Source organism: Kitasatospora sp. NPDC038210 (genome assembly GCF_055600605.1).
In genome coordinates this window covers 293,972-305,910 of the sequence record NZ_JBVJYK010000007.1, presented here as the reverse complement: position 1 = coordinate 305,910, position 11,939 = coordinate 293,972, and the positions used below count along the sequence as shown (strand labels likewise).

14 protein-coding genes are annotated in these 11,939 nt (G+C 69.3%); 2 read left to right on the top strand and 12 right to left on the bottom strand.

Annotated features, from left to right (window positions below):
* Positions 1 to 25 precede the first annotated feature (25 nt).
* Positions 26 to 217 carry a hypothetical protein gene (locus ACZ7KX_RS17560; protein WP_470327186.1) on the bottom strand — a complete coding sequence of 64 codons (192 nt, stop codon included), beginning with the start codon at positions 215 to 217 and terminating at the stop codon, positions 26 to 28.
* A gap of 497 nt (positions 218 to 714) precedes the next feature.
* Between ACZ7KX_RS17560 and ACZ7KX_RS17555 the strand changes: the two genes are divergently transcribed.
* Positions 715 to 2,361: a hypothetical protein gene (locus ACZ7KX_RS17555; protein WP_470327185.1), complete on the top strand. Its 1,647-nt coding sequence runs from the start codon at positions 715 to 717 to the stop codon at positions 2,359 to 2,361.
* Positions 2,362 to 2,862: 501 nt separating this feature from the next.
* Here the strand turns inward: ACZ7KX_RS17555 and ACZ7KX_RS17550 are convergent.
* The 3 genes from ACZ7KX_RS17550 to ACZ7KX_RS17540 all read right to left on the bottom strand — a co-directional run bounded on the left by ACZ7KX_RS17550 (position 2,863) and on the right by ACZ7KX_RS17540 (position 3,901).
* A complete protein-coding gene (locus tag ACZ7KX_RS17550) occupies positions 2,863 to 3,087 on the bottom strand; it encodes a hypothetical protein (RefSeq protein ID WP_470327184.1) in 225 nt (74 codons plus the stop codon).
* 82 nt (positions 3,088 to 3,169) lie between these two features.
* Complete coding sequence (locus ACZ7KX_RS17545) at positions 3,170 to 3,298, bottom strand: hypothetical protein (RefSeq protein WP_470327183.1); 129 nt, start codon at positions 3,296 to 3,298, stop codon at positions 3,170 to 3,172.
* 336 nt (positions 3,299 to 3,634) lie between these two features.
* The gene (locus ACZ7KX_RS17540) at positions 3,635 to 3,901 is read right to left on the bottom strand and encodes a hypothetical protein (RefSeq protein ID WP_470327182.1); all 267 of its coding nucleotides are present in this window, start codon (positions 3,899 to 3,901) and stop codon (positions 3,635 to 3,637) included.
* 595 nt (positions 3,902 to 4,496) lie between these two features.
* Between ACZ7KX_RS17540 and ACZ7KX_RS17535 the strand changes: the two genes are divergently transcribed.
* Complete coding sequence (locus ACZ7KX_RS17535; RefSeq protein WP_470327181.1) at positions 4,497 to 4,712, top strand: hypothetical protein; 216 nt, start codon at positions 4,497 to 4,499, stop codon at positions 4,710 to 4,712.
* Here the strand turns inward: ACZ7KX_RS17535 and ACZ7KX_RS17530 are convergent.
* From ACZ7KX_RS17530 to ACZ7KX_RS17495, 8 genes are all read right to left on the bottom strand, one after another.
* On the bottom strand, positions 4,676 to 5,134 hold the full coding sequence (locus tag ACZ7KX_RS17530) for an NUDIX domain-containing protein (RefSeq protein ID WP_470327180.1): 459 nt from the start codon (positions 5,132 to 5,134) through the stop codon (positions 4,676 to 4,678). The genes ACZ7KX_RS17535 and ACZ7KX_RS17530 overlap by 37 nt on opposite strands.
* On the bottom strand, positions 5,131 to 5,913 hold the full coding sequence (locus tag ACZ7KX_RS17525) for a phosphotransferase (protein ID WP_470327179.1): 783 nt from the start codon (positions 5,911 to 5,913) through the stop codon (positions 5,131 to 5,133). The genes ACZ7KX_RS17530 and ACZ7KX_RS17525 overlap by 4 nt, the downstream gene beginning before the upstream one ends.
* Entirely contained in the window at positions 5,910 to 6,710 is an 801-nt protein-coding gene (locus ACZ7KX_RS17520; RefSeq protein ID WP_470327178.1) for a class I SAM-dependent methyltransferase, read from the bottom strand. Before ACZ7KX_RS17520 ends, ACZ7KX_RS17525 begins: the two co-directional genes overlap by 4 nt.
* A gap of 34 nt (positions 6,711 to 6,744) precedes the next feature.
* Complete coding sequence (locus ACZ7KX_RS17515) at positions 6,745 to 7,254, bottom strand: P-loop NTPase family protein (RefSeq protein WP_380390594.1); 510 nt, start codon at positions 7,252 to 7,254, stop codon at positions 6,745 to 6,747.
* An 83-nt stretch (positions 7,255 to 7,337) separates the two neighbouring features.
* On the bottom strand, positions 7,338 to 8,180 hold the full coding sequence (locus ACZ7KX_RS17510) for a radical SAM protein (RefSeq protein WP_470327177.1): 843 nt from the start codon (positions 8,178 to 8,180) through the stop codon (positions 7,338 to 7,340).
* Positions 8,177 to 9,232 carry a glycosyltransferase family protein gene (locus ACZ7KX_RS17505; protein ID WP_470327176.1) on the bottom strand — a complete coding sequence of 352 codons (1,056 nt, stop codon included), beginning with the start codon at positions 9,230 to 9,232 and terminating at the stop codon, positions 8,177 to 8,179. The genes ACZ7KX_RS17510 and ACZ7KX_RS17505 overlap by 4 nt, the downstream gene beginning before the upstream one ends.
* Complete coding sequence (locus ACZ7KX_RS17500; protein ID WP_470327175.1) at positions 9,229 to 10,947, bottom strand: carbamoyltransferase family protein; 1,719 nt, start codon at positions 10,945 to 10,947, stop codon at positions 9,229 to 9,231. The genes ACZ7KX_RS17505 and ACZ7KX_RS17500 overlap by 4 nt, the downstream gene beginning before the upstream one ends.
* Before the next feature lie 5 nt (positions 10,948 to 10,952).
* The gene (locus tag ACZ7KX_RS17495; protein ID WP_470327174.1) at positions 10,953 to 11,921 is read right to left on the bottom strand and encodes a thymidylate synthase; all 969 of its coding nucleotides are present in this window, start codon (positions 11,919 to 11,921) and stop codon (positions 10,953 to 10,955) included.
* Positions 11,922 to 11,939 lie beyond the last annotated feature (18 nt).

Genomic DNA, 11,939 nt, shown 5'->3' with positions numbered 1-11,939 from the left:
CACCGGCGGGGCCACTCAGCCGACGCTAACGGCGGATGCCACGAAGCGACCGGACGAGTTCGGCGAACGCCCGAATGACGGCCACCCGCTCACCGGCGTCGGTACCGCGTAGGCACATCGCGAAGGACACGAGCAGCGTGGCGGCCATGACCACCAAGACGCAGAGCAGGAACCACGGGGATGCGGAGGCCAGCTCCGCGAGAGCGGACCACATCATGAACTCTCCTCGACGGTGTACGGAGTCATCCGACCGAAGAGGTCCGCATGGCAGCAGATCCTCAACGAGGGCAGATGACCTGCCAAAGGCGCAGGGCCCGAGGCTGCGCCACACCATCGCGGTGTGTTCGTTGAGATCTGCGAGAGATCAGGTAACGCTTGTTGAGAAAGGGAGCATCGCGCTCCCGTCCGCACAAGGGGCCGTCCTCCCCATCGCGGGGAAGACCCGGGGTGGAGCCGTTGCGGCTCCCATGCAGTGTGGCTCAGCCGTTGCGGCCAAGCGTCCTGGTTTGGTACTCCAGGTAGCACTCCCGGGACCTGCCCGGAAGACCCGAGTCCTGCTCAGGTTCCGGATCAAGTATTAGCACACAAGGTGTGGACTGTCGATAACTAACCTTCGACGTTCTGCACTTGGGCCCACAAGGGGCCGGGCCCCGCCCCTGCGGGCATCTGCACTTCGCGGACCGGTCTGTCAGAGTCGGGCGCTACGGTGACCGAATGGTCGAAGTTCCCTGGGCCCAGCTCGCGTCACAGCCCAAGACTGTCGAAGCACTGATCGGCATGCTGGTCATCCGGCTACACCCTCAGGCCGTCCCGATCGACGGCACGGGAGGCGACGGTGGCCGGGATCTCTTCGAGTACACCGAGAGTGGCGAGTTGGTCGTCTACGAGGTGAAATCGTTCACCGGTCGCATGGCCAGTTCGCGCCGCCAGCAGGTCATCGGATCGCTAGTGTCCGCGGCACGTCATCAGCCCGACCACTGGGACCTGCTGGTTCCTATCGATCCCAACCCTGCGGAACTACAGTGGTTCGAGAGCCTGCGCGAGCGGTTCCAGTTCGTTCGCCACTGGCGCGGGCTGACCTGGCTCAACTCCCAGTTCGCCGAACGACCGGACCTGGTTCGCTACAGCCTGCACAGCAGCAGCGACGAGATTCTCAGCATGCTCAAGGACGTGTGCGCCGAGCAGGCAGCCATGCTCCACGCAGTTCCCGACCTCGCGGCCCGCTACACGACTCTGATTCGACGCGCGGACGAGGCCTCCCCGCATTACAGCCTCCGCCCCGCCACGGACTTCGATGGGACCACGGTCATCGAGATCGTCCCCAGAACCGAGCACATCCCGGCGGACCAGCTGATAACGATGACCGCTCAAATCGCCCTAAACAAGAGCGAGCCCGACCACGTCCGCCTGCGGGAGCGCCTCGACGACGTCATCCGCTTCGGAGCCAGCTACGTACAACTGGGCAGGGAGCACCTGGCCGCCTTCAACGTCGTTGCCCCCACCGAACTCGGTATAGCTGGGGACGCGCTGCCCGACATGATCAGTATCGGCGGCCAACACGAAACTCTGGCACACCCTTTTGACGGCGCGATCGTCGTACGGACGGAGGCCGGCCTTCCGGCGGCTTCGCTGCCCGTCAGGTTCACCGAGCGGTCAACCGGCACCGACGGCGGCTATCTCTACGGGGCGGACACGACCGGCATACTCCGGGTCCGGATGCGGCTGGACGTCCCCCACCGGCGAACGCAACTCACCATGACGTTCGACCCTCCGGACCGAGCCCTGCCCTTCGCGTTCGTGCCGGCCTTGTCCTTGCTGGGACAGATGCGACCCGGCCGGGTGATGGAGCTCGTGACGCACATGGGCGGCCATACTCATATCAGCCAGCCTGTACCGCCGTCGGGCGAGCTGATGCCGCCGGACCAGGCCCTCCAGTGGGCCGAGGCCTTCATCGACCTCGCGTCCCTACAACAGCACACCGGCCACTTCTTTCCAGTCCCCGATGGCTTCAGTCTTCGGGACGCCCGCGACGTCAAGGACGCCCTCGCACTTCTCCGTGGCGAGCAGCTGCAGCGCAGTGGCGGCACCGTGTCCGTCGTCGTGGTCAAAGCCGATGCCTTTGACCACTTTGGCGCCGCCGACCAGCGCCGATTCGCGGCCGTCTACAGCCAAGTGGTCTACGACTTCTGCGGCAACCCCGTGGATCTCGGCCCCATGGTCGAGACCGCCGTCATCGATCGGGTGCTGAACCTGCCCGAAGCCCGTCGCGAGTTCGAGCGCGACGGCCAGGCCACTGTGCGCATGCGCGTCGCCGACGACATCCCCATGGTGCGCTACCTGGGCAGCGAGCTTCCCGCCTGACGCCCCCTTCCAAAGCAGTTCCCCCAACGACCCTGGACCGGTACAGAAGGATTCGCCTACAAGTTGAACAAAGCATCCCTCTTGTGAATTGACCTATCCGTACAGCTGCTGAGGAAGGGCGCGAAGATGACGGATCTGAAGGTGTTCCGGCGGGACAGCAACGGCCGTGAGGTCGAGCTGCGGGGCTCGACAGTGACACCGGACTGAAGCGGGAGCAGGCGCGGTTGGCGCGCGGGACGAGCTGGCGAAGACGGCGGCGTGCAGTGACACGGACGCCTTCGGCGGGTGGCGGGTTCTACTGCTCCTCCCCCTTCGTCGGCACCCCTGGGCCGACTCCCCGGCTGGCAACTGGCCCCCCTGAGTCTGCCACCGACCGGGGAGCCTCCGCACCCTTCGGAGCGGGGGCGGGGTAAGGACTCCTTACCCCACAACTTGCTCTGCCAGGAGCATTGTTAAGGTCGTTCTCCCGTTCCTGTGTGGAGCTGTCCTGGCCGGGTGCGGTCATCGGCTGGCCTCGGTGCAGCGCGGGCGGATGCCGAGGAGGAGGTCTTCGGCGAAGTCGAAGGCGGAAACAGGGCGGTGGAGGCTCCAGAGGCGGGAGTGCCGGCCGCTCTGGATGCTGCGGGCACCGTCCGGGCCGGTTTCGACGCGGCGGAGGTGTCCGCGCTGGGTGAGGACAGCGATCCAGGAGTCCGCCTCGGCCACGGTAGTGAAGGTGGTGCACACGGTGTGCTCCCGTTCGGTGGGATTGCGGATGGGTGACCGGGCCGGAGTGACCTGGTGGGTCACCCCGGCGCTCGCGTGTCGGTCAGTTCCGGCCGGCGGTGACCGGCTGACCGGACTGGGGACGGAGCTGGGCCATCAGTTCGGTCAGCGTGGCGTTGGACAGGGGGATCTTCTGACCTCGGATCGCCTCGGCGACCACCTTTCGGGTCAACCTGTCGTTCTCCGGCGCGGCCTGCCAGGCAATGGCCGGCAGGTCCTCGGTGTCCAGGTCAGGACGGCGGTCACCGTCCCCGGTCAGTGAGTGGTAAGTCGGTGAACGGGGTCCTGACCGGCTGGTCGGCGTCTCGGCGAGGCTAACCGTCGCGGTGGTGAACCGCCTGTTGTCCGCCGGTCGGTCACCGACCTGTCGGCCGGTGACCGAGTGACCGGATGACCGCCCAGGTCGGAGGGCTTGGTCAGACTGACCGGGGGCAGAAGCGGCTGATCGCCTGGAGCGGCGATCGCGCGACTGACCGGCCGGTCCGCACCGGGGCGACCTCGGCTGTCCTCACCACCGGTCAGCGCTGCCAGCCGCTCTGTTCAGTCCCGCCTCGACGCTCACATCCCAGCGGACTCCGATGCTGGCCTCTGCGGCGACCTGCCGAACCCATGGCAGGAAGTGCTTGTTCGTGGCGACCGCCTCGCAGTAGCGCGGCAGCAGCCCGAGGGCTGGCGCTTCCTCTGCCGAGTGTGGCTCCGAAGCATCCGGGAGCGTGTCGACCGCGTGCTGCTCGATACCCCGGGACGCGAGGACGCGGGCCATACGGTCGAGCATTGCGGGCGCCTCGGCGAGGGCCTGCGGGTCGCAGCGGGTGCACATCACAGCTCCCCGGTGTAGGCGGCGGCGACCGGGTTGGTCCACGCCTGGTGAGCGGGCACAGTAGGCCGGAATCCCGGCCGGGCCAAACAGGTGCCCCGTACGGTCATGGACGACCTTGCCGAGGCGGCCGAGCACCCCGCCCGCGGGCGCTCGGCTCAGGTGCCGGTGTACTCACCGATCAGCTGGCCGCCCAAGAGGGTGTCCCCGTCGGGCGCATCGCGTCCCGTAGGAAAAGAAGATCCAGGATCCAAGATCCTAGATCCAGGCGCCGAGGACTCCGGGAGGGTTCGCCGAACCTTCGGGGAGGATTCGACGAATTCCGTCTGACCTGCGGTTTTACGGGAATGGGCACTGCCTTGCGCTCGACCTCGGGCACTGAGGCGACTGCTTCGGCGGTGCCCGGCACCATCTGCGCGGCGGACGCCGGGAAGGGCTCGTGCGGCCGTTGGAGGGCTCCCCGAGTGTTCGCCGAGGTTTCGCCGAACACTCGGGGAGCCCTCGCGGCGCTCTGGACTCCAGACCTGGGACGCCTCCGATGGCGGCCTGCTGGATGCAGGCCCTTCGGTACGTCCTCGCACCCTTCGGCGGCGCGAAGCGGCTCTGCACCGACTACGTCATCGGCGCCGTCCTGCTGCTCAAGCGCTCCACCGAGAAGACCCAGCTGCTGCCGCCCGAGATCGTGAGATCGGGCGGCAGCAGCTGGTCGTTCTGGTGGCTACGGGACGGACCTCACCTCAATCGCGAGAACGACGGACCACCTTCCTGATACGCGGTGAGCGCGATTCTGGCAGTCGGGAAAGCCGGTTCGGGGAGGTCCGCGGCGGCGACCCATTCGGCGGCCAGGTGCTTGTCCGGCTCGGTGTTGACCAGTTCGCCGGTCCACCGGTCCGTGGCGAAGACGAAGAGGATGAACTGCCCGAGTCCGTCGTAGCTCTGCTCGACGTGGACGACGTGGACGAGTTCGAGGTTCAGGGGATCGACCAGGAGGCCGGTCTCCTCCTCGAGCTCGCGGGCAGCCGCTTCGTCGAGGGCTTCCCCGGGCTCGGCCTTCCCGCCCGGCACTGTCCAGGCCGGCTGCGGGGACCAGTTGGGACCGGCGTAGTGCAGGGCGGCGATGCGGTCGGTGCCCTTGTCATGGACGATCACGCAGACCGCGTTCCGGCTGTTCATGACGGCACTGATCGTCATGGTGCGAGCTCCTCGTCGGGATGCCGCAGGATGTCCGTGGTCCAGCCCGGTCTGGCCGTGTGCCAGCCGAAACGGTATCCGTTGGTACCGAGGTACGGAGCGGTGAGGGCGTGGTGGAACTCGCACCAGGCCGCGAACGCGCGCCGTGTGCAGCCTGGGAGGCCGCGAGTGCGTGGGTGGTCGTTGTAGATGTCGAGGGCCTGTTGAACGGTCTCCAGAACCAGCGGGCCGTTGGTCATGGTGGTACTGACCACGAGCTTGGCGAGGTCATAGCCGAAGGGCGCGAGGGTGAGGGAGTCGAAGTCGATGACGGCCACCGTGGCGTCGGTGATGAGGAAGTTGCGCGGATTGGCGTCCTTGTAGAAAGCGGCCGGCATGTCGGTGGCCTTCTGGAGCCAGCCCTCGACCGCTTCGAGTGTCAGGGCGGGTTCGGGCACGGCTCCGGAGGTCAGGAGGTGCCTGAGACGCTCGCGTCGGCCGGCGACGAACCCGTCGATGGTCGTGGTGCCGCCGCTGGTGAAGGACGCGTCCAGGCGAGCATCCGCCAACTCGCGGAAGTAAGCGGTCGTGTGCTGGTGTCCGAGAAGGTCAGCGAGGACGAGCAGATCGGCCGGACCGGCGTGGCGACCGTCGAGGTGCTCGTAGACGATCTCCCCGGGACGCTGTTCGACGACCCGCGGTGTGCGGACGTCCGGGTTGACGTCGGCGAGCCACCACTGGTGGGCGAGGGAGCGCTGTTGGAGCAGCGGGTGGTCGTAGGACTTGGTGAAGGTCCTCATCGGCGGGCGGCCACCACGTAGGTGACGGTCGAGGCGGTCTCCAGGGGGTCGTCGCCGACCGTCTGCCGCAGCCTCTCGGCGATCCCCGGCTCATCACAGGCGAGTTGGTACTTGGGGTTGGTGGCCGCGTAGGCGGCGATGTGGTCAGCGTCGGTGAAGCGGAAGCGGTGCTGGTGGTGGATGATCTCCCTGACATCGAGGTGAGTGCTCACGATGTCGGCCTGGTTGTGGCTGTGGAAGGTCTCGTACAGGCTCGGCCGGTCGGCCGCCTCCGGGTCCAGGCCGCTGACGGCGAGCAGCTCGTCCAGTTCCCGGTAGCTGTCGGCGGACTTGGTGACCGTGATCGACAGCCCACCGGGTGCCAGGCAGCGGGCGATCTCCGCGACCACGGCCGCCGGACTCCGCGAGTGGTACAGGCAGAACGCGGCCGCGGCGACCGCGACCGAGGCGTCGGGCAGGGCGATGGCGTGGAAGTCGCCGCGCATGTACCGCACGCCCATCCGTCCGACCAGTCGCCGCTGGGCATCGGCGAGCAGGGCGGCGGACTGGTCGAAGGCGATGAGCTTCGGGGGATCGAGGCGCTCGGCGAGCGCGACGGTTGTGGTGCCGCGCCCGCAGCCGATGTCGAGGACGGTACCGCGCGGCCCGGCGGCGGCGAGGTCCGCGATCACGGCGGCCGGGTGCCGACCGGCGGTCTTGGCACGAGCGAGTGCGGTGGTGCGCTGGGCGAGGCGGCCTGCTTCGGCGTACAGGGTGCCGCGGACGCGGTCGGCGTCGAGAAACGGGTTGGCGGTCATGGACAGGTGGAGCCTTCCCGGGGAGGGGGTCGGATCATGTTCGAGGAGGCACGCCCTCGACGAAGCGGCGGGCGGCCCGGCGGCTGGTGAGGGTGACGACACGGGCGTGGCCGGCGTGCTCGGCGATCAGGGCGCGGACCTTGGGCCGCATCTGGCGCCGGTAGCCGAGGACGTAGCGGATGAAGCCCCAGTGGATGCGGTCGAAGACGCCCTGCTCGGTGTGCTGGCCACCGCGGTAGCGGCGTCGGCGCTGCAGGATCCCCCAGAGGCAGACGATCGGGGGGATGTCGAGGAAGACGACGGTGTCGGCTCGCTTGAGGCGGATGGGGAGGGTCGAGGCGAAGTTCCCGTCGATCACCCAACGCGGTTCGGCGACCAGTTCCTCCTGGATCGCCGCGAACTTCTCCGGCAGCAAGGTGTTCCAGTCGGAGTCGTAGTAAACGCCGTCGAGGTGGGTGACGGGGGCGTTGATCTTGGCGGCGAGCTGGCGTCCGACAGTGGTCTTGCCGCTGCCGCCGCAGCCGATGATGGCGATCCTGTCCATGCCGCTACAGGCTACCGAGCCGGGTGATCGACCGGGTCGCACTCGGGCACCGGCCGGGCCCCAGCCGGGGTGCGCCGACTCGCTCACCGCGCCTCGACGGGGACCAGGACGGCCCGGTCGAAGTCGAAGCGGACCTCCCGGCCGGGGCCGGCGACCTCGGCGCAGGACAGGTAGACCCGCCCGTCGGGCGCGATCTCCAGCTTCTCCACGACGTCGCTGGGGGGCGGGCACCGTTCGGGCAGCAGGATGTCGGTGTTGACCTTCATCCCACCCAGGTCCATGGTGGTCAGCCGTTCGTGGAGGTCCTGGGTCTGCTCCCAGGTGACGGTGGTGACTCCGCTGGTGGCGGCGTTGCCGACCGGACGGACGCGGTGCAGCAGCAGGTCGCGGGCGCCGAGGTCGCGCAGCCGCTCGGCGAGCGCCGGGACGGTCGTGATGTTCTCCCCGGTGAGCGTGCAGGTCGCGCCGAAGGGGAGGTTCCGGCCGAGGGCCCAGGTGAGGGTGTCGAAGGCGGCGTCGAAGGAGCCCGGGCGTCGGATCCGGTCGTGGGCCTCGGCGGTGCCGCCGTCGAGCGAGACCCGCAGCATGTCGAGGTGCTCGGCGGCGCGGGCGAGGAAGGCCCGCCGCTTGTAGCCGTTGGTGCAGATCTCAGTGCGGTAGCCGAGCGACTTGGCGACGGCCAGGACGGTCGGCAGGCCCTCGAAGAGCAGGGGCTCCCCGCCCAGCAGGCACACGTCGCGGCAGTCGTAGCGGGCGAGGAAGTAGGTGAGGGCGGCGGCGGCCTGGTCGACGGTGACGGTGTCGGGCCGCTTGAGGTCCTCGCCGTGGTAGCAGGTGGTGCAGGAGAAGTCGCAACGGAAGAGCAGCTCCAGGTAGAGCTTCTCGACCCGCTGGATGCCGGGGAGTACAGGAGGGAGCTGGTTCACGTGCGGTTTCCTTCCGTCGGTGGGAGCACGGCCGGCGTACCGCTCAGCACGCGATCCAAGGTGCGCAGTTGGCGGGTGAGGCGGAACCGGTCGAGTCCGTCGATGCAGCGGGCGATCAGGTCGGCGTGGGCCTGGCTGCCGGTGATGCGAGTGAGCGCGGTGACCTTGGCCAGTACGTCGGGGCCGCTGGTGACGACCAGCTCCCGCGGCACGACCGCCTCGGCACCCCGGAGGGTGGCCGGTGCCAGTGGCAGGCAACCGGCGAGGACGGACTCGAAGATCCGCTGGGTGAACTGGCCGCTTCGGGCGTACCGCGCCGGGGCGAGCAATACGGTGGACACCGAGGCCGCGTAGAGCGGGGCGACCTCGTCGAAGGGGATACGTCCGGTGAAGTTCACGTCCGGCCATCGGGCGGTGTCGGTCCATTTCCCGGCCACCCGGTGCGGCAGCCGGGCTGCGGCCGGGGAGAAGTACCGGTCGAAGGCAACGTCCCGGTCGTACTGGTTGCCGATGTACACCAGCGGCACGGGACGCCCGTGGGCGGCGAGTGCCGCAGGGTGGGCCCGGTCGAGCGCGTCGTCGTCGACCGGGAACAGCAGGCTCTCGGTTCCCCGCGAGGGGTGCAGGGCCGCTTCGCAGACCTGCACGTGGCCGAGGGCCCGGAGCGAGCTGTCTGCGGGCAACTGCCGGTCCTTGTCCCAGATCAGCGTACGGACGCCGTGGTGGTGGGTGTAGTGGTCGAGGAGTTCCTGCTGCCGATGGAGGTCGCAGGTGTGCCCTTCGCTGCCGCATCGGGTGGTATTGCGCCCCGAAATCGGCCAGCGCCATTCCAGGAACAGCGCGTCGATCTCGGGCAGGCCGCCGTCCCACTCGTAGCTGGTGGAGAGGTCGGTGCCGGCCTCCAGCAGGTCTCGGTCGGCCTGCAGGAGGACGATCTCGTGGCCGCGGACGGTGAGCCCGTCCAGCAGGGTGCGGCGGTGGCTGCGTCCTCCGTCCGGAGTGTCGGTGACGCCGGAGCCGAGGAAGCCCCAGAAGCTGTAACCGATCCTCATGTCTTGGTCACCCACCAGTCCTCGATCAGGAGCGCGTCCAGCCCGGACTCGGCCAGGCAGTCGAGCGCCATCTCCGGGGTGCCGCACATCGGCTTGCCCTTGACGTTCAAGGAGGTGTTGATCAGCACGGGCACGCCGGTGATCTCGGCGAAGGCCGCCAGGATCCGGGCGAGGAGCAGGTTGTCCCTGGACGCCAGCGTCTGCACCCGAGCGGTCCCATTGGCGTGGACGACGGCCGGGATCAGTTCGCGGGCCAGGTCGGTGACCGGCGAGGCCATCGACATGAACGGCGCATCCTGGCCGAGGGTGAAGTAGTCGTCAGCCCGGTCGGCCAGCACGACCGGCGCGAACGGGCGGAACGGCTCCCGGAACTTCACGGTGGCGTTGAGCCGCTCCACAACGCCCTCCCGCAGCGGCGACGCGAGGATCGAACGATTCCCGAGCGCGCGCGGCCCGGCCTCCCCGCTCCCCTGGAAGAGCCCGACGATCGTCCCCCGGGCAAGCTCGCCGGCGACGTGTCCGGCCGGATCGAGCAGCCGTCGGGCAGTCATGCCGGGGAGCGGCACGGACTGCAGCTCCACACCGGGGAAAGCCGGCCCGAGGTAGCAGGACCGGGCCAGTCCGGCCGGAAGGTTCCGGTGCCGGGCGAGGTGTACGGCGGCCGCGGCGCCGATCGCCGTGCCGGAGTCGCCCGGGGCAGGCGGGACGGCGACCTCGTCGAACAGCCCGGAAGCGATGATCTTTCCGATGCTGACGCAGTTCATCGCGACTCCCCCGCCGACGCACAGCAGCCGGGCGCCCGTCCGCTCGCGGGCGATCCGCGCCAGGTGCAGCATCACCTGCTCCGTGCGCTCCTGGAGGCCGGCTGCGAGGTCCGCGTGTACGGGATCGACGTCCTCACCCGGCCGTCGGGGCGGGCAGGTGAGCGCCGTGAAGGCAGCCGTCAGCCGTGGGAAGCGGCTGTCCATGACCCGCAACCCGATCAGCCGGTGGTCGAGGGCGAAGCCGTCGGTGGTGAGCCGGACGGCCTTGGCGAACAGGGCCCGGAAGCGCTGGGGATCGCCGAGGGCGGCCAGCGCCATGACGGTGCCCTCCTCGTCGCCCCGCCGCCAACCCAGGTGCTCGGTGACCGCACCGTAGACGTAGCCGAGCGACGCCGGGTCGTCCTGGGCGTGGACGATCCGGTACGAGCAGCCGGTCGCACCCCGTCGGGCATGCCCGATCGTGGTGGCCTGCACCTCCCCCAGGCTGTCCACCACCAGTACGGCGGCATCCTCGTAACCGGAGGCGGCGAAGGCGTACAGCCCGTGGGTCCGGTGGTGGAGGACCGGCTGCACGGAGGCGGTCGGGAAGGCTCCGGCCAGGCGTGCCAGACGCCCTCGGGTGTTGGCCGCGACCCTGGCGAACGAGCGGGCCCGCGGCAACGCCCTGGCCGAGGACGCCGGCCGCACGGCGTGGGCGAGTGCGGCCGGGACCGCCCTCAGATAGAGCTGCGGCGCGAAGTTGTACGCGACGGTGTCGACGTCCGCGCGGGCCAGGCCGGCTTCGTCCAGGAGCCATTCCACGGCCCGTGCCGGGAAGCGCTTGTCGTGCTTGACGCCGCTGAGCCGCTCCTCCTCGACGAAGCCGACGAGCTCTCCGTCGACGACCAGGGCGGCCGCCGAGTCGTGGGTGTAGGAGCACAGGCCCAGCACGGTGCTGCGGTTCGCGGTCATCGCCGTCACCTCTTCGCCGGGATCGCCGGCGCCGGCATCGGGGCGAGCGGGACCTTCTGCTCGCGCTGGTCGTACCAGAGCCCCATCGCCTCGGGCAGTGGGCCGCTCGCCTTAGAGGCCCGGGCTCGGGCGTCGTCGTACCGACCGTTCTTCCAGAGCCGGTAGCTGGCCAGGACCGCGGCGAAGCCGTCCCAGACCGGATGGCCGACGGCCTCGCCCACCATCACCTGCTTCAGCACCGGGTCGAAGTCGTCCCACGGGATGCCGACCGGCTGCCACCGTCGCGAGGCCTCCTCCTCGGCGGGCAACTGCCAGGCGGTTTCCTGGTGCTGGGCGTACAGATGCAGGGAGTCGACGTGGTGGTGGTAGTGGCCGACCTCGACGCCGAGCCAGCCGGCCATCAGCTCGTGCAGGACGGTAGTGGTGATCAGGTCGTACGGGAGGCCGAGCCAGACGTCCTGGCTTCGCATGCTGGTGTGCATCTCCAGGCGGCCTGCGCGCAGGTAGAAGCGGTAGCCGAGGGTGCAGGGGACGTCCTTGTGGCCGGCGGTGTCCCTGCCGGGGTCGAAGATCTGCACGACGGCCCGACGGCTCTCGCTGTCACGGGTCAACTGGCACCGGACGTAGTCGAGCTGGTCCAGCTGCCCGTGCCAGCGCCGCAGCCGCGGCCCGTAGGCGCCCTGGAGTGCGCCGTGGTCGGTGAGGGCGGCGAGGCGGCTGTTGAAGTCGTGGATCCAGTCGGCGTTGGAACCGGAGAGGATCCAGACCGTCTCGGCGGCGGCGAACGCCGGGTTGAGCACCCGGTACGGGTCCAGGTGGACGAGCCGGGCGGTGGGGTCGGTCAGCTTGAGGTAGGCGCCCATGAGCTCGGCCGTGGCCATGCCGCGCGGCGCGACACTGCGGCCCTGGCTCAGGATGGCCTTGCCGGCACGGGTGAACAGCGCGTTCGCGCTGTCGGCGGCGGTGACGAACACAGTGACTCCGTTCGACGT